The 19,398-nt window shown below is 63.8% G+C and carries 3 protein-coding genes (1 of these 3 only partly in view); all 3 read left to right on the top strand.

Going from position 1 to position 19,398, the window contains the following annotated elements; all coding sequences use genetic code 11:
• Tightly spaced (each overlapping or abutting the next), the 3 genes in view from J9870_RS20215 to J9870_RS20205 form a layout consistent with a single transcriptional unit that may run on beyond the window.
• Positions 1–2,639: the final stretch of a non-ribosomal peptide synthase/polyketide synthase gene (locus J9870_RS20215; RefSeq protein ID WP_210639699.1), read on the top strand. Its footprint begins 9,889 nt before the window's first position; only the last 2,639 of its 12,528 coding nucleotides appear in the window; its start codon lies beyond the left edge, outside the window; it ends in the stop codon at positions 2,637–2,639.
• Entirely contained in the window at positions 2,639–16,177 is a 13,539-nt protein-coding gene (locus J9870_RS20210; protein WP_210639698.1) for a non-ribosomal peptide synthase/polyketide synthase, read from the top strand. The genes J9870_RS20215 and J9870_RS20210 overlap by 1 nt, the downstream gene beginning before the upstream one ends.
• Positions 16,174–19,398, top strand: a complete 3,225-nt coding sequence (locus J9870_RS20205) for an amino acid adenylation domain-containing protein (RefSeq protein ID WP_210639697.1) — start codon at positions 16,174–16,176, stop codon at positions 19,396–19,398. The genes J9870_RS20210 and J9870_RS20205 overlap by 4 nt, the downstream gene beginning before the upstream one ends.

Genomic DNA, 19,398 nt, shown 5'->3' with positions numbered 1-19,398 from the left:
ACGTCATGCCGAAGCCGGCGCAGGTCGATGGCGGTTATGGCGATCACAAGCAGGTGTTGGACGAAACGCTGACGCGCCGCCTGGAGGCCTTCGCCCGTGCCTCGAAAGTCACCGTCAACACCTTGGTGCAGGCGGCATGGCTGCTGCTGTTGCAGCGTTACACCGGCAAAGACACCGTGGCCTTCGGCGCAACGGTGGCCGGGCGCCCGGCGGATTTGCCCGGTATCGAGCAGCAGATCGGTCTGTTCATCAACACCTTGCCGGTGATCGCCAGCCCGCGAGCAGAGCAGTCCCTGGACAGTTGGCTGCAAACGGTGCAAGGGCACAACCTGGCGCTGCGGGAGTTCGAGCACACCGCGTTGCTGGACATCCAGCGCTGGGCCGGGCAGGGCGGTGAAGCGCTGTTCGACAGCCTGTTGGTGTTCGAGAACTACCCGATTGCCCAGGCCCTGGAGCAGGGCGCGCCGGATGGCCTGCGCTTCGGCCCGGTGGCCACCCAGGAGCAGACCAACTACCCGTTGACGCTGTTGGTGGGCCTGGATCGGCAGTTGTCAGTGCACATGAGCTACCAGCGGGCCAGTTTCGAGCCCGCCAGCGTGGCGCGCCTGGCGGCGCATCTGACCCAACTGTTGGGGCAGATGACTGATGGCGAGCGCTGCCTGGGTGAGCTGTCGATGCTTGAGTTCGATGAGCATCAGCGCCTGACCCATGACTGGAACCCGGTTGATGCAGCGTTCGAGCGAGCGCTGTGCATTCACCAGATGATCGCGCGTCAGGTTCAAGCCACGCCAGAGGCCCTGGCGGTGACCTTCGCCAACACGCGCCTGAGCTACCGCGAACTGGACGCTCAGGCCAATCGCCTGGCCCATAGACTCATCGAACTGGGGGTGGGCCCGGAAGTGCGAGTGGGCGTGGCAATGCCGCGCTCCGAGCAGCTGCTGATCGCCTTGCTGGCGGTGCTCAAGGCCGGTGGCGCCTACGTGCCGTTGGACCCGGACTACCCGACCGAACGCGTGGCCTACATGCTCGAGGACAGCCGTGCGCGGGTGCTGCTGACTGAACAAGCCGTGGCGACGACGCTGAGCGTTCCGGCCGAGACCGCTGTGTTGATGCTCGATCAGCTCGATTTGACGCACTACCCGCTGAGCGCCCCGCACACCCAGGTCATCCCAGACAACCTCGCCTACGTGATCTACACCTCCGGTTCCACCGGCAAGCCAAAGGGCGTGGCGATTGCCCATCGCAACGTGCTGGCGCTGATCGACTGGTCCAAGTCCGTCTACAGCCGCGACGACATCCAGGGCGTGTTGGCGTCGACGTCGGTGTGCTTCGATCTGTCGGTGTGGGAGCTGTTCGTGACCCTGGCCAACGGCGGCTCGCTGATCATCGCCCGCAACGCGCTGGAGTTGCCGCAACTGCCGGCCCGGGATCAGGTGCGCCTGATCAACACCGTGCCCTCGGCCATCGCCGCGTTGCAGCATAGCGGTGAGATTCCGGCCAGTGTGCGCATCATCAACCTGGCGGGCGAGCCCTTGAAACAAAGTTTGGTGGACGCCCTGTACTGTGGGAGCGAGCTTGCTCGCGATGGCGGTGAGTCAGTCACACAGGAGCCAGCCGAAGGGTCGCTATCGCGAGCAAGCTCGCTCCCACATTTGAAAGGCGGGATTGAGCACGTCTACGACCTCTACGGCCCTTCGGAAGACACCACCTATTCCACCTGGACCCGCCGCACTGCTGGCGGTACGGCAAACATCGGCCGGCCGCTCAAACACACCGCCAGCTACTTGCTGGACGCCGACCTGCAAGCGGTGCCCCAAGGCGTATCGGCGGAGCTGTACCTGAGCGGCGCGGGTATCACCCGTGGCTATCTCGGCCGCGCGGCGATGACCGCCGAGAAGTACGTGCCCAACCCGTTTTCCACAAATGGCGAACGTCTCTATCGCACGGGTGACCTGAGCCGTTATCGCGCCGATGGCGTGCTCGAGTACCGGGGCCGCATCGACCATCAGGTGAAGATCCGTGGCTTCCGTATCGAGCTGGGGGAAATCGAAGCGCGGCTGCTGCAACAGGCCGAGGTGCGTGAAGTGGCCGTCCTGGCCCAGGACGCAGCGGGCGGCCAGCAACTGGTGGCCTACGTGGTCGCCCCGGCGCTGAACCTGGATGCCCCTGAAGAGTTGCGCACACTGCGCGATCAACTCAAGGCCGGGCTCAGGGAGCATTTGCCCGATTACATGATTCCGGCGCACCTGCTGTTCCTCGAACAACTGCCCCTGACCCCCAACGGCAAGCTCGACCGCAAGGCGCTGCCGGGCGTGGAGAGCGGCCTGTTGCAGGCCGGTTATGTCGCGCCGGCCAGTGAGCTTGAACAGCAGGTCGCAGCGATCTGGGCCGAGGTGCTCACGGTGGAGCGCGTGGGCTTGAACGATCACTTCTTCGAGCTGGGCGGCCATTCGCTGCTGGCGGTCAATGCCGTCTCGCGCCTGGCCCTCGAACTGGGGCTGACGCTGACCCCGCAACTGATTTTCCAGCACCCCGTCCTGAGGGATTTTGTCGCGCAACTGGACACCGGGGACGGGCCAATCAATGAACAGAAACTGAACAAGCTGGAAGCCCTGCTTGATGAAATGGAGGAAGTCTGATGGACAAGAGTGTTGCTTTGAGGATCGCCAAGCGCTTTATCACTCTGCCGCTGGACAAACGCAGGCTGTACCTGGAGAAGATGCTCGAAGAGGGCGTCTCGCCGGCCAACCTGCCCATTCCCGAGGTCCGTGGCGGGTTCGAAGACCTCCCGCTTTCCTACGCCCAGGAACGCCAGTGGTTCCTCTGGCAGATGGATCCGCACAGCTCGGCTTATCACATTCCGAGTGCCCTGCGCCTCAAAGGGCAGTTGGACGTGCCGGCCCTGGAGCGCAGCTTCAACGCCCTGGTCGAGCGCCACGAGAGCTTGCGCACCACCTTCATCGAGCGCGGTGAACAAGCCGTGCAGGTCATCCACTCGCAAATGCCTTTGTGCATTGCGGTCGAGGCGTTGCCCGCCGGTTCGCCGATCAGCCAGGACGACAGCATCAAGGCTTTTGTCGAGCGCGAAATCGCCCACCCGTTCGATCTGCGCCAAGGGCCGCTGCTGCGGGTTTCGTTGTTGAAAATCGCCGAGGACGATCACGTGCTGGTGCTGATCCAGCACCACATCATTGCCGATGGCTGGTCGATGCAGGTGCTGGTGGATGAGCTGGTCCGCCACTACGCCGCTGACGCGGCCGGCGAGTCGCTGGCGTTGCCGGAATTGACGGTGCAATACGCCGACTATGCGATCTGGCAGCGCCACTGGCTCGAGGCCGGTGAGCGTGAGCGCCAGTTGGCCTATTGGCTCCAGACTTTGGGTGGCGAACAGCCGGTGCTGGAGTTGCCGTTCGATCATCCGCGCCCGCCCGTGCAAAGTTTTCGCGGTGCACGGCTGGACTTGAGCCTGCCGCCGCAATTGGCGGCAGCGCTCAAGCAACTGGCCCAGCGCCAAGGGGCCAGCCTGTTCATGGTGTTGCTGGCCTCGTTCCAGGCTTTGTTGCACCGCTACAGCGGCCAGCCGCAGATCCGCGTCGGCGTGCCGGTGGCCAACCGCAACCGGGTCGAGACCGAGGGCCTGATCGGCTTTTTCGTCAACACCCAGGTGCTCAACGCCCATGTCGATGGGCAACTGCCGTTCGAACGCTTGCTCGATCAGGTCAAACAGTCGGCCATGGCGGCCCAGGCGCATCAGGATTTGCCGTTCGAGCAGTTGATCCAGGCCCTGCAACCAGAGCGCAGCCTCAGCCACAGCCCGATTTTCCAGGTCATGTTCAACCATCAGACCTCGGGTGCTGCCCAGGCCCGGCAGATGCACTTGCCGCAGATGGGCATCGAAGACCTGGTGTGGGAAGGGCGCACCGCCCAGTTCGACTTGACCCTGGGCACTTATGAAACCGAGCAGGGCCTCGCCGCGGAACTGACCTACGCCACCGACCTGTTCAAGCCGCAAACCATCGAACGCCTGGCCCATCACTGGCAGAACCTGCTGCAAGGTATCGTCGAGGCGCCGCAGCAACGGATCGGCGAGTTGCCATTGCTCGATGCCGCCCAGCAGCGTCTGACGCAGCAGGACTGGCGACGTGAGGTTGATCATGGCCCGGTGGCGTGTGTACACCAGCGCATCGCCGAACAGGCCCGCATTCACCCCGATGCATTGGCGCTGACCATCGATGGACAGGCCCTGACCTACGGGCAACTGGACGCGCGCGCCAACCAGCTAGCCCACCGTTTGCTTGCCTTGGGCGTGACGCCTGACCAGCGCGTGGGCATCGCCGTGGAGCGTAGCGTCGAGATGATTGTCGGCCTGCTGGCGATCCTCAAGTCCGGCGGCGCCTACGTGCCGCTGGACCCGGCGTACCCCGAGGATCGCCTGGCCTACATGATCGAGGACAGCGGCATCGAACTGCTGCTGACCCAGGCCCGTTTGCAGGCGGTATTACCGATTCCGGCAACCCTGAAAACCCTGTTGCTGGACCGGCCCGACGCCGCGTTGCAAGACGCACCGCGCACCTGTCCGGTGGTGCCGTTGAGCGCCGAACACCTGGCCTACGTGATCTACACCTCCGGTTCCACCGGCAGACCCAAGGGCGTGATGGTGCGCCATGGCGCGCTGAGCAATTTCGTCACCAGCATGATCGCCCAACCCGGCCTGGCGGCCAGTGATCGCATGCTGTCGCTGACGACGTTTTCCTTCGATATTTTTGGCCTGGAGATCTACGGGCCCCTGTCGGCGGGGGCCAGCGTGGTGCTGACCGGCCAGAACGTCCACCAGGATCCGCAAGCGGTGCTGGCGCTGATCGAGCGTCACGACGTGAGCGTGCTGCAAGCCACGCCCTCGAGCTGGCGCATGCTGTTGGATCATGAGCACTCTGCGCTGCTGACCGGGCGCACTTTCCTGTGTGGCGGCGAGGCATTGCCCCAAGAGTTGGCGCAACGACTGCTGGCGCTGTCGCCGAAGGTCTGGAACCTCTACGGTCCGACCGAAACCACGATCTGGTCGGCGCTGCATCCTTTGAACCGCGAAAGCAGCCGTCCGTACCTCGGCAAGCCCCTGGACAACACCGCGTTGTACGTCGTCGGCAGCGACCTGACGCTCAACCCGCCCGGCGCGCCGGGTGAACTGCTGATCGGTGGCGATGGCCTGGCGCGCGGTTACTTCCAGCGCCCGGCCCTGACCGCCGAACGTTTTGTGCCGGACCCGTTCTCCACCACCGGCGAGCGGCTGTACCGCACCGGCGACCTGACTCGCTATCGGGCCGAAGGCGTGGTCGAGTACATCGGCCGCATCGACCATCAGGTCAAGATCCGCGGCTTGCGCATCGAGCTGGGGGAAATCGAAGCGGCGCTGCTGGCCCAGGACAGCGTGCGTGAAACCGTGGTGGTGGCCCATGAAGGCCCGACCGGTGCGCAACTGGTGGGTTACGTGGTGCCGGCGACCGGTGAAATAGCGGACGAGTCTGCGTTACGCGCTTCGCTCAAAGCTGCGCTCAAGGCGCAATTGCCCGAGTACATGGTCCCGGCGCACTTGCTGTTGCTGGCACAACTGCCATTGACGCCCAACGGCAAGGTCGATCGCAAGGCGCTGCCGGCCCCCGACGCCGGTGATTTGCAACAGGCTTACGTGGCACCGCGCAGTCAGCATGAGCAACAGGTGGCAGCGATTTGGCAGGAAGTGCTCAAGCTCGAACGGGTAGGGCTGGAAGACAACTTTTTCGAATTGGGCGGGCACTCGCTGTTGGTCACCCAGGTGGTCTCGCGAATCCGTCGGACACTGGGGATCGAGGTGCCGCTGCGCAGCCTGTTCGAGCACGGCACGTTGCGTGATTTCGTCGCTGCCTTTGACCTGGGCCAAGCTGAACGACCGTTGGCGATGGTGCCGGTGCGCCGTGACCAGCCGCTGCCGCTGTCGTTTGCCCAGGAGCGCCAGTGGTTCCTGTGGAAAATGGACCCCGACAGCGCCGCCTACAACATTCCCACCGCGTTGCGGCTGCGCGGGGCGCTGGACAAAATCGCCCTGCGCCGCAGTTTTGAAGCATTGGTGGCGCGTCATGAGAGCTTGCGCACCCTGTTCGTGGAGAACGATGGCGGCACCTGCCAGGTGATCCGTGCGCAAGGGCAGGTCGACTTCGTCGAACGCTGCCTGGCTGGCGAGGATGAGGCCGGTGTCCAGGCATTCATCGAGCAGCAGATGCAGGCCCCGTTCGACCTCCTGAACGATGCGCTGTTGCGCGTGGCGTTGCTGGAGTTGGCCGAGCAGGAGCACATTCTGGTACTGACCCTGCATCACATCGTGTCCGATGCCTGGTCGTTGCAGGTGATGGTCGACGACCTGATGAGTCTGTATTCGGCCTTCTCTCTGGGGCAACCCGCGTCGTTGCCGGCGCTGGCGGTGCAATACGCGGATTACGCCGTCTGGCAGCGGCAATGGATGGCGGCCGGTGAACGCGAGCGTCAATTGGCCTACTGGACCGGGCAACTGGGCGGTGAGCAGCCGCTGCTGGCGCTGCCTACGGACCATCCGCGCCCGGCGCAGCAGAGCCTGCGGGGCGCGCGTTTACCGATTGTTCTTGATCGCGCGCTGAGCGATGCCCTCAAGGCGTTGGCCCGACGGGAAAACGTTACGCTGTTTGTGCTGCTGCTCGGCTCTTTCCAGGCCTTGTTGCAGCGCTACAGCGGTCAGGCCGACATCCGTGTTGGCGTGCCGATTGCCAACCGCCAGCGCCTGGAAACCGAGCGACTGATCGGCTTCTTCGTCAACACCCAGGTGCTGCGCGCTGAGTTCCATGGCGATCTGACCGGCGCCGATTTGCTGCAACAGCTCAAGCAGACGGCCATGGCGGCGCAGATGCATCAGGACTTGCCCTTCGAGCAGTTGGTCGACGCCTTGCAGCCGCAGCGTAACCTGAGCCACAGCCCGCTGTTCCAGGCCATGTTCAACCATCGCAACGAGAGTGCCTCGACCTTTGAAAACGCCTTGCCGGGCCTGACGGTCGAACCCCTAGGCTGGGAGCAGCGCACCGCGCAGTTCGACCTGAGCCTGGAGACCACTGACAGCCCACAAGGCCTGCACGCCGCGCTGATCTACGCCACGGACCTGTTCGAGCCAGCCACCATCGAGCGCATGGGCCGGCATTGGCTCAACCTGTTGCAAGGCTTGGTGCAGGATCTGCATCGTCCCGTTGCGCAGTGGGCGTTACTGGACGCTGACGAGCGGCGGCACATGCTCGTCGACTGGAATGCGACGACGGTTTCCTACCCGCTCGATCGCAGTGTCCAGGGGCTGATCGAAGATCAGGTGCGCAGGACCCCGGATGCCCCGGCGCTGGTGTTCGGCGAGCAACGCCTGAGCTACGCCGAGCTCAACGCCCGGGCCAATCGCTTGGCGCACACACTGATCGAGCAGGGCGTGGGCCCGGATGTGCTGGTGGGCATCGCCGTGGAACGTTCGGTGGAAATGGTCCTGGGGCTGTTGGCGATTCTCAAGGCCGGCGGTGCTTATGTGCCGCTGGACCCTGAATATCCACAGGATCGCCTGGCCTATATGTTCGAAGACAGCGGCATCGCTCTGCTGTTGACCCAGCAGCATCTGTTGGAACAGTTGCCGATTCCGGACGGGCTGCGCAGCCTGGTGCTGGACCTGCCGGACGCCGGGCCGCACCCAGGCCGCGAGAGCAATCCGGACGTCGCGGTCCACGCTGAAAACCTGGCGTATGTGATCTACACCTCCGGTTCCACCGGCAAGCCCAAGGGGGCGGGCAATCGTCATTCGGCCCTGGTCAACCGGCTGTGCTGGATGCAGCAGGCCTACCGGCTCGATGCCTCGGACAGCGTGCTGCAAAAAACGCCGTTCAGTTTCGACGTGTCGGTGTGGGAGTTCTTCTGGCCGCTGCTGACCGGCTCGACCCTGGTGGTGGCCGCGCCGGGCGTGCATCGCGACCCGACGCAACTGATCGAGTTGATCACTGCGCAGCGCATCACCACGCTGCACTTCGTGCCGTCGATGTTGCAGGCGTTCGTGCAAGACCCTCGGGTGGCCGAATGCACCAGCCTCAAGCGCATCGTCTGCAGTGGCGAAGCCCTGCCGGTGGATGCCCAACAGCAGGTGTTCGCCAAACTGCCGAATGCCGGCCTGTACAACCTCTACGGCCCGACCGAGGCGGCCATCGACGTGACCCACTGGACCTGTGTCGAGGAAGGTCGCGACAGCGTGCCGATTGGTCAACCGATTGCCAACCTGGGCACCTACATTCTCGATGATGAGCTGACGCCGGTGCCGGTGGGGGTGATTGGCGAGCTGTACCTGGCGGGCGAGGGCCTGGCCCGTGGTTACCATCGACGCGCGGCGCTGACAGCCGAACGCTTCGTGACCGGCCCCTTTGGTCACGGTCAGCGGCTGTATCGCACCGGTGACCTGGCGCGCTACCGCAGCGATGGCGTGATCGAATACGCCGGGCGCATGGACCATCAGGTGAAAATCCGTGGCCTGCGCATCGAACTGGGTGAAATCGAGGCGCGCCTGGCCGAGCATGACGAGGTGCGCGAAACCGTCGTCATCGCTCAGGACGGTAGCTTGCTGGTGGCCTACGTGGTGCCGGCAGGCGCTGAGCTGCTGAACGCCGATGACGCCGTTCGCCAGGCGTTGCAAAACCGCCTCAAGGGGCATTTGAGCCAGTCCTTGCCCGACTACATGGTGCCGCAGCACTGGGTGTGGCTGGAAAAACTGCCGGTCAGCCCCAACGGCAAACTGGAGCGCAAGGCGCTGCCCAGGGCCGATATCAATGCCAGCCCCAAGGCTTATATCGCGCCGAATACCGCCGTCGAACAGGCCCTGGCCGCTATCTGGCAAAGCGTGCTCGGTCGCGAGCAAGTGGGGGGCAGTGACAACTTCTTCGAGCTGGGGGGCGATTCGATTATCTCCATCCAGGTGGTCAGTCGGGCCCGGCAGGCCGGGATCCTTTTCAGCCCCAAGGATCTGTTCGTCCACCAGACCGTCCAGGGACTCGCCAGCGTGGCAACCCTGGGGGACAGCGCTCCGGGCATTGACCAAGGCCCGGTGACGGGGAATGCGCTGTTGCTGCCGTTCCAGCAATTGTTTTTCGAACAGGACATGGCCGAGCCCCATCACTGGAACCAGTCGGTGCTGCTCAAGGGGCTGCGACCGGTCCACGCCGGGCATCTGGAGCAGGCGTTGCAGGCCGTGGTGACCCACCACGATGCCTTGCGCCTGGCCTTCGTGCGCGAGAACGACGCCTGGACCGCCCGCCATCAAACCCTCACAGAGCAAGAAGCGGTTTGGCAGCGCTCACCGCTGTTGTGGACCGCCGAGGTGGCCGATGCCCCGGCGCTGGAGCGCTTGGCCGAACAAGCCCAGCGTAGCCTGGAACTGGAAAGCGGCGCCTTGTTGCGTGGGGTATTGGCAAGCCTGGCCGATGGCAGCCAACGGCTGTTGCTGGTGATTCATCACCTGGTGGTGGACGGTGTGTCCTGGCGGATTTTGCTGGAAGACCTGCAACAGGCTTATGCACAACTGCAAGCTGGCCAGGCCCCGAAACTGCCGGCCAAGACCAGTGCCACCCAGGCCTGGGCGCAACGCTTGAAAACCCATGCCGGCAGCGCGGCGCTACAGGCGCAGATGGCTTATTGGCAAGGGCAGCTTGAGGGCGCTCGCAACGATTTGCCCTGTGACCGGCCTGAGGGTGAATTGCGCAGGTGTCACGAGGTGCAGGTGCAGACGCGCCTGGACAAGCACCAGACCCAACGACTCTTGCAGCAAGCGCCGGCGGCCTACCGCACCCAGGTCAACGATCTGCTGTTGACGGCGCTGGCGCGGGTGATCAGTCGTTGGACCGGCGAGGCCTCGACCTTGATTCAACTGGAGGGCCATGGCCGTGAGGCGCTGTTCGATGGCCTGGAACTGGATTTGGACCTGAGCCGCAGCGTCGGTTGGTTCACCAGTCTGTTCCCGGTGCGCTTGACCCCGGCCGCGACCCTTGAAGATTCGCTCAAGGCGATCAAGGAGCAACTGCGCGCAATACCCGATAAAGGGCTCGGCTTCGGTGTGCTGCGCTACCTGGGCGATGCGCAGACACGCCGCACCCTCGCGGCGTTGCCCATGCCACGCATCACCTTTAACTACCTGGGGCAGTTCGACAGCGGATTTAGCGATGCCGCCAACGGGCTGTTTATCCCGGCCAGCGAGCCGGCGGGCACGCCACAGAGCCCGCTGGCGCCGCTGGACAACTGGCTGACGCTCAACGGCAGCGTCTATGCGGGCGAGTTGAGCATCGACTGGACCTTCAGCCGGCAAATGTTCGATGAGTCGACCATTCAGCGGCTGGCCCAGGAATACGCTCAGCAATTGCAGGCCTTGATCGAACACTGCTGCCAGACCCGGCATCAGGGCTTCACACCGTCGGACTTCCCGCTGGCCGGGTTGAACCAGGCCCAGCTGGACGCATTGCCGCTGGTGCCGCGACAGGTCGAAGACATCTACCCATTGTCGCCGATGCAGCAGGGCATGCTGTTCCATTCGCTGTATGAGCAACAGGCCGGTCACTACATCAACCAACTGCGGGTTGACGTCGAAGGGCTGGACGTCGAGCGCTTCCGCCAGGCCTGGCAGGCGGCCATGGACACCCATGAAGTGCTGCGCAGCAGTTTCGTCTGGGAGGGCGATTTCAAGCGGGCGCTGCAGGTTGTACACAAGCAGATGGAGGTTGCGTTCCTGTTCCACGATGGATGCGCCGCAGCGAATCCATCCCTGGACCTGGACGCCCTGGCGTTGGCGCAGCGCCAGCAGGGTTTCGAGCTGGATGCGGCGCCGCTGTTGCGCTTGCTGGTGGTGCGCGTGGCGGAGGAGCGCTATCACCTGATCTACACCAGCCATCACATCCTGATGGACGGCTGGAGCAATTCGCAGTTGCTCGGTGAAGTATTGCAACGCTACAGCGGCCAGGCACCGGTCCGCACATCCGGACGCTACCGGGATTACATCGACTGGCTGTCGCTCCAGGACCCACAGGCCAGCGAGCAATTCTGGACGGCACAGTTGGCCGAACTGGACGAGCCGACCCACCTTGCCGGGGCCTTTGCCCGGGATCATCGCGGCGAGGCAACCGACGGCCACGGCGAACACGAGCTGGTGCTCGATAGCCATGCCACGGCGCGGCTGCATGCCTTTGCCCGTGAGCAGAAAGTGACGGTCAACACGCTGGTGCAAGCGGCCTGGCAGTTGTTGCTGCAACGTTGTACCGGGCAGTCGGTGGTTGCCTTTGGCGCCACGGTGGCTGGACGTCCGGCGCATATCCCCGGCGTCGAGCAACAGATCGGCCTGTTCATCAACACTTTGCCGCTGGTTGGCAGCCCGCAGGCGGAGCAGCGCATCGGCCAATGGTTGCAAGAGGTCCAGGGACGCAACCTGAGCCTGCGCGAGCACGAACACACGCCGCTGTTCGACATCCAGCGCTGGGCCGGGCAGGGCGGTGCGGCGCTGTTCGACACGTTGCTGGTGTTCGAGAACTATCCGGTGTCCCAGGCGTTGCAGCAGGGCGCCCCGGACACGTTGCGCTTCGGCGATGTAGCCAATCACGAACAAACCAACTATCCACTGACCCTGGCGGTGAATCTGGGTGACACGCTGTCGTTGCTCTTGAGTTACAGCCACGCCAGCTTCGCGCCGGACGACATTGCCGGTATCGGCCAGTCCCTGCGTTATCTCCTGGAGCAGATGGTGCTCGGCGGCGAGCGCTCGGTGGGGCAACTGTCGTTGCTCGATGCCGGACAGCAACAGGTTCAGCAGGCTTGGAACGCCACCGCGACGCCGTACCCGCTCGATTGCAGTGTGCAGCGACTGATTGAAGCGCAGGTGGCCAAGACGCCTGATGCGTGTGCCCTGGTATGTGCCGGGCAACGGCTGAGCTATGCGGCCCTCAATGCCCAGGCCAACCAACTGGCCCATGTGCTGATGGAGCAGGGCGTCGGGCCGGATGTGCTGGTGGGCATCGCCGCGGAGCGTTCGGTGGAAATGGTCGTCGGCCTGCTGGCGATCCTCAAGGCCGGTGGCGCCTACGTGCCGCTGGACCCCGAATACCCACAGGATCGCCTGGCCTACATGTTCGAAGACAGCGGCATTGGCTTGTTGCTGACCCAGCGCCACTTGCTGGAACAATTGCCACTGCCGGTGGGCTTGCGCAGCTTGGTGCTGGATCAGCCGGGTGACTGGCTGGCCGGCCACAGCGAGGCCAATCCGTCGGTCGTGGTCGATGGTGAAAACCTCGCCTACGTGATCTACACGTCGGGCTCCACCGGCAAACCCAAGGGTGCGGGCAACCGGCATTCGGCCTTGGTCAACCGTTTGTGCTGGATGCAGGACGCCTATCGGCTGGACGCGAGCGACCGTGTGCTGCAAAAAACACCGTTCAGTTTCGATGTGTCGGTCTGGGAGTTTTTCTGGCCGTTGCTGACCGGTTCGACCCTGGTGATGGCGCCACCGGGTGCCCATCGTGATCCGGAGCAACTGATCGAGCTGATCACCACGCAGCAGATCACCACCTTGCACTTCGTGCCTTCGATGTTGCAGGTCTTCATGCAAGCCCCCGCAGTCGGCGATTGCCAGAGCCTGACGCGAATCATTTGCAGCGGTGAAGCCTTGCCGGTGGATGCCCAATTGCAGGTGTTCGCCAAGTTGCCGGCGGCCGGCCTGTACAACCTGTACGGCCCTACCGAAGCGGCCATCGATGTGACCCATTGGACCTGTGTGGACGAGGGCCGCGACGCGGTGCCGATCGGTCAGCCGATTGCTAACCTGAGTACGTTTATCCTCGACCACAACCTGTCGCCGTTGCCGGTGGGCGTGACGGGCGAGTTGTACCTGGGCGGTGAAGGCCTGGCTCGCGGCTACCATGCTCGCCCGGCGCTGACGGCCGAGCGCTTCGTCACCAGCCCATTCGGTGACGGCGCGCGCCTGTACCGTACTGGCGACTTGGCGCGCTACCGTGCCGACGGCGTCATCGAGTACGCCGGGCGCATGGACCATCAGGTGAAAATCCGTGGCCTGCGCATCGAACTGGGTGAAATCGAGGCGCGCCTGGCCGAGCATGCCGAAGTCCGCGAAAGCGTGGTGATCGCTCAGGACGGCACGCTGCTGGTGGGCTATGTGGTGCCGCACTCCCAGGCGTTGTTGAACGCTGATGGCAACGTCGGCCAGGAATTCGAGCAGGCATTGAAGGCCCACTTGAGCCAGCATCTGCCGGACTACATGGTCCCGCAGCATTGGGTATTGCTCGAACGCATGCCGGTGAGCCCTAACGGCAAACTGGAGCGCAAGGCGCTGCCTCGCTTCGATGCCAGCCAGCCGCAGCAAGGCTTCGTGGCGCCCGAAGGGGCGCTGGAGCAACAGATTGCCGGTGTCTGGCAAGAGGTGCTGGAGCTGGAGCAGGTCGGGCGCAACGACCATTTCTTCGAACGCGGCGGCCACTCGTTGTTGGCTACCCAGGCCGTTTCACGCTTGCGCCAGTTGACGGGTTATCCGTTGAGTTTGCGTGACCTGTTCAATCATCCGCAGCTCAAGGCGCTGGCGGTCCTGATGGCCGGCACCGCCGAAGGACCGGGCCGGGCGGGCGATTCCCGCAAGTTTCAGCTCAAGGCTCATGGGCCGCGGCGCTCGGCACCGCTGTCGTTGGTGCAACGGCGTTTATGGATCGCCGAACAATTGTCCGGTGGCACGTCGGCCTATGGCATGCCCATGGCGCTGCGCCTGTGCGGTGGGTTGTCGGTGGAACACCTGATGAGCAGCTTCGCCGAAGTGGTGCGCCGCCATGACGTGCTCCGTACTGCATATGTCCAGGACGATGAAGGCGATCCGCTGGCGTTGATTGCCGATAAGGTGCAACTGGACTTCCCGCTGATCGATCTGTCCGACCTCTCGCCCGCTGCCCAGCAGGAGCAGGTGGTTCAGGCGACGCTGGAGAACGCTCGCACGCCTATCGACCTGGAGCAGGCACCGCTGTTACGCGGGCGAATCCTGCGCCTGGGGCCGAACGAACATGTGTTGTTGTACGCCATGCACCACATCATCTTCGATGGCTGGTCGATGGGGCTGTTGATCGACGAACTGGTGCAGGTCTACGAGGCATCGCTCGCCGGTAAACCGATGCCGCTTGCACCCCTGGAGGTCCAGTACCAAGACTTCGCGCTGTGGCAACAGGCGCTGGAAGAGCAGGGTGTTCTGGCGCGTCAGGCCGAGTACTGGAAACGCCGCCTCAGCGGTTACGAAGGGCGTCTGAACCTGCCGTTGGACAGCCCTCGGGGCCAGACCGCGTCCTATGACGGCGATGCGTTGCAGTTCCAGCTTTCCAGCAGTTTGACCGAGGCATTGCGGCGGTTATCCAGCGAGGCCGGGGTCACGCTGTACAGCACGCTGCTGGCGGCTTTCCAAGTGTTGTTGCATCGAGTGAGCGAGGCGCAAGACCTGGTGGTCGGCGCTGACGTGGCCGGTCGTGAACAGCCGGCGCTGGAGCGGCTGATCGGTTTCTTCGTCAACGTGCTGCCCCTGCGTTCGCGCCTGGACGCCGAGGCCACGTTCGCCAGCTTCCTGGCGCAAACCCAGGACAACCTGCTCGACGCGCTGGAGCATCAGGACCTGCCGTTCGACCAGATCGTCGACGCCTCGGGGGTAGCGCGACACAAGGGGATGAACCCACTGCTGCAGGTGCTGTTCGTGATGAACAACGTACCGGTGCGCCCTCGGTCCATGGCGGGGTTGAACATGGAGTTCCTGCCGGCGCTGGAGACCCATTCTAAATTCGACATGGCGTTGTTCGTTGACGAAGAAGAAGGGCAATTGCGCGGCAATTGGCAATTCGCCACAACCTTGTTCGGACATGAGCGCATTCAGCACCTGATTCAGGCCTGGACAGCCCTGTTGGAACAGATCGTCGCTGATCAGGACATTCAATTGGGAGCTATCAGCATGCCAGTCGACCACTTGGCGGCAGCCGTCACGCCTGCCACCGTCCCAGGGCCCAAGGCCGACAAACTGGGCAAGTTTCTCAAGCGTTCCGTGACACCGCTCGCCAAGCCTCGTGCGGCGCGGGTGCGTGAATCACTGGTGGCTGCACCGCAACGTTTTCCCTTGATGCTGGAACCGGGTGAGCCCCATCTGGATGTCATCGAGTGGATCCAGCAGAACCGGCCATTGATCGAGCAAAAGCTCGCTGAGCACGCCGGTATTCTCTTTCGCGGTTTCGAGCTGGACGGCATTCAGGGTTTTGAAGCGTTCGCCGAAGCGGTACAGCCAGGGCTTTATGGTCAGTACGGCGACCTGCCGAAGAAGGAGGGGGGCAAGAACACCTACCGTTCCACGCCGTATCCCGAGCGCAAGATGATTCTGTTCCACAACGAGAGCTCCCATCAGGACCGCTGGCCGCGCAAGCAGATGTTCTATTGCGAGCAAGCCGCGCCTGTGGGCGGGGCGACCCCGGTGGTGGATTGCCGCTTGATGTATGAACGGTTGCCGGCCGACCTTCGTGAGAAGTTCGAAGACAAAGGCCTGCTCTACGTGCGCACCTTTACCGACAAACTCGATGTGTCGTGGCAGCACTTTTTCAAGACCGAAGACCGCCTTCAAGTGGAGGCCCGCTGCCGGGCCGGTGGCATCCAATGGCGCTGGCTCGATAACGACGAGTTGCAGACCCGCACGCCGGGGCCGGCGATCATCACCCACCCGATCACCGGAGAGAAGTCGTTCTTCAATCAGGTGCAATTGCATCACATCTATTGGTTGGACCCGGACGTGCGGCAAGACCTGCTGTCGATGTTCGGCCTGGAGCGCATGCCCCGGCATGTGTATTACGGCGACGGCACACCGATTGAAGATGAGGTGATGGCGCGCATCGGTGAGTTGTACGAAGCCTGCGCGGTGCGTTTCGACTGGCAGAAAGGCGATGTGATCCTGCTCGACAACATGCTGGTGGCCCATGCCCGCGATCCGTTCGAGGGGCCACGCAAGATCGTGGTCGCCATGGGCGACATGTACGAACGCAGCAGCCTTGAGCGTCCGTCGGCCGCCGGGCAAACCGCCCAGGGCGCACTCAATACCGAGGAAGCCGGAGCATGAACGAGGTCACGATGGACGCGCACAACCCGGGTTTCGCCCTGACACCCGAGCAACAAAGGCTGCTCGAGCAACTGCCCGGCACGGCGACCTGTGGCCAGGCCTTGCGCTGGCTGGAGGTGGTCATTGACGGCGATCTCGACCCGCAGCGCTTGCAGGTGGCGTTCGATACGCTACTGGCACAGCAGCCGATGCTGCTGGCGCGGCTGGGCAAAGTCGCCGGTTTCCATGGTTTGCGTCAGGCCGCCGCCGGTGCCACTCGCTTCCCGCTGACGGTACAGGCCGGCGAGCAACGGGCTGAGGCCGTCCGTGCGCAGGTCAGGGAATCGATGGACCGCGCTTTTGTGCTCGGCGAATCGGAAAGCGTCCAGGCCGTGCTGTATCGCCTGGCGCCGCGGCAATGGCAATTGGTGCTGGGCATCGCCCGCTCCAGTGCCGATGCGCAGTCGCTGAATCTGCTGCTTGAACACATCCAGCAAACCTACGCCGGGGTTCAGGCAGAGGAAGACGAAGCACCGGGTGAGTTTGCCCAGTACCTGGAATGGCGCAGTGAAGTGGTGCTGGATGAAGACGCCGCCAGCGCACGAGCTTACTGGCAGCAACACTTGCAAGGGATGCAGGCAGACATCGCCACGCCATGGCTGGCGGCGCGCAGCACCATCGGTGAGACAGGTGCCGCCGACAGCCACGTATCGCTGAGCCTGGAGCCGGCTCAACGCGAGGCTTTGCACAACCTGGCCGAGCAGCTTGGCCAGTCGTTGGCCACTGTACTGCAAGGCGCCTGGTGGGTGTTGCTGGGACGGTTGAGTGGGCTTGAGCAGGTCTTGGTCGGTGTGCGCCATGACTGTCGCGACGACTATGAATACTTCGCCAATGCCGTGGGTGTGTTCGAGAAAACCCTGCCGCTGTGCGTTTCGTTGCCTGCCACCGCGTCGTTCAGCGAGTGGTTGGACGAGCTGGCGGCGCGCCTCGAAGCCCATCGCACCTGGCAGGAATACTGGGCACCGGAGCTGGCGCCGGACGCGGCGCGCCCGGCCTACGGCTTTACGCTGGGGCAGGCGAGCGCCAGCGGGAACAGTGGCGGTCTGCACTGGGCGCCCGCAGAGTCCGTGTTTGTACCGGCAGATCCGTTCGAGTTGCTGTTGCAGGTTCAATTGAACGAGCGCCACGCCACGCTCAATCTGCATTACGCCAGTTCGCGTTATTCACCAGCCGTGGCCAATACCGTGCTGGAACAGTACGGCGTGCTGTTGGCCTCGATCCTGGCCGCGCCCCACCGTGCACTCGCGCAGCTCAGCCTGCTCAGTCACGCTCAGGAGCGGCGCTTATTGGCGATCAACCCGCCGATGCAGGCTTTGGCGGATGGCCGTTATCTGCCGCAGCGCATCGCCGATCTGGCGCTGCATACACCGGATGCCATCGCCCTGACCGACGCCCATCTACAATTGAGTTACGGTCAGTTGCAGGCTCGGGTCGATAACGCGGCGTTGGGGCTCAAGCACCAAGGCGTGGGCGCCGGTTCGATTGTCGCGCTGGCATTGCCGCGCTCGGCGGAGCTGGTGATTGCAATGCTGGCGAGCTGGCGTTTGGGGGCGGCGTACCTGCCACTGGATGTGCAGTGGCCCCAGGCGCGCCAGGCGTTGATGCTGGAACAGGCCGGCGCGGCACTGTTGCTGACTGATGCGGCGCATCTGCCGGCCTGGCAGGACCAGCCGTATAAAGCCCTGACAGCGGCGCAGTTGAGTCAGTCGTCGGCGCCATTGCCAGCGCTCGCCACCCAAGGCAACGACATCGCTTATGTATTGTTTACGTCAGGCTCCACCGGTGTGCCCAAAGGTGTGGTGATCGAGCATCGGCAATTGCTCAACTACACCACCCGAGCCAGCCAGGCACTGGGCCTTGCCCAGTGCAAAAACGTCGGTTTCAGTTCCACCGTGGCGGCGGACCTGGGTAACACGACGTTGTTTGGCGCGTTGTTCAATGGCGCGACCCTGCATGTGGCCAGCGATGAACAGATGCAGGACGGCGAATTGTTCGCCAGGTACCTGCAACAGCAACGGATCGACTGCCTGAAGATCGTGCCGTCGCACCTCGCGGCGCTGCTCGACAGTGAGCGGGCGATACTGCCGCATACTCTGGTGCTGGGTGGCGAGCCGATCCCTGCGGCGTTGATCGAGCGCATCGCCCGATTGCGCAGTGATTGCCGAGTGTTCAACCACTACGGGCCGACCGAAACCACGGTCGGGGTGATGATTCATCCGTTGTCACTGCACGGCGCTGCCGACGATTGTTCGGCGCTGACCCAGGTGCTGGGTAACAACCAGGTCTACGTGCTGGATGCCGATCTGCGCTTGGCGCCGGTGGGCGTGCTGGGCGAGGTGTACCTGGGCGGTGCGCAGTTGTGCCGGGGCTATCTGAATGCCGAGGCCGATGAGCAGGCGTTCATCCAGAGTCCGTTCGATCCGGCGCAGCGTTTGTATCGCAGCGGCGACCTGGCACGTTATCGCGCGGACGGGGCGATCCAGTTGCACGGTCGGCGTGATCAGCAGGTCAAGGTGCGTGGGTTCCGCATTGAACTGGCAGAGATCGAGGCCGAGCTTCTACGCCTGCCGCAGGTGGCCGAAGCACTGGTGTTGCCGGCGGCGTCGGCCGAGCAGGGCCTGTTGGCCTTTGTCGTGGCACAGCAGGGTTTGTCAGCGGGCTTGCCGGACACCGTGCACGCTGAGCTGAGCGCGCGCCTGCCCAGTGTGATGGTGCCGCAGCACCTGCAACTGATCGAACAGTTCCCTCGTCTGGCCAATGGCAAGATCGATCGCAAGGCGTTGCAACAGTTAGCGGGGGCGGCGGCGGATGACCAGGATGCTGCACCGCGCGATGCGCTGGAGCAACTGCTCGCCGCGCGCATGGCGCAATTGCTTGGGTTGCAGCGATTGGGCATCGACCGCGATTTCTTCGCCGCCGGTGGGCATTCGTTGCTGGTGATCAAGTTGGTGGCCGGTATTCGCAAGTTGTTGCAGTGCGACATTCATCCGGGGCTGGTCTTCGATCATCCGACCGTGGCGTCGTTGGCCCTGGCCTTGCGGGCGCTGGAGAGCAGCCCGGGGCAGCTGGAAAAAATCGCCCAGGTGCGCCTGCGCATGGACGCGATGAGTCCCGAGGAAAAGGCCCTTCTGACCGAACAGGCTCGACAGCTGCAAGCCGCCAAGGCTGCGCAAGGCAGCTGA

Origin of the sequence: Pseudomonas sp. Tri1, from assembly GCF_017968885.1 — a bacterium.
Lineage (GTDB): Bacteria > Pseudomonadota > Gammaproteobacteria > Pseudomonadales > Pseudomonadaceae > Aquipseudomonas.
The sequence above is the reverse complement of the archived record's forward strand: the minus strand, read 5'-3'. Positions and strand labels throughout refer to the sequence as shown.

What these genes read in the sequence shown, in the direction of transcription:
- J9870_RS20205 (WP_210639697.1), top strand. Translation starts at nt 16,174, where the DNA reads ATGAACGAGGTCACGATGGACGCGCACAACCCGGGTTTCGCCCTGACA.
- J9870_RS20210 (WP_210639698.1), top strand. Translation starts at nt 2,639, where the DNA reads ATGGACAAGAGTGTTGCTTTGAGGATCGCCAAGCGCTTTATCACTCTG.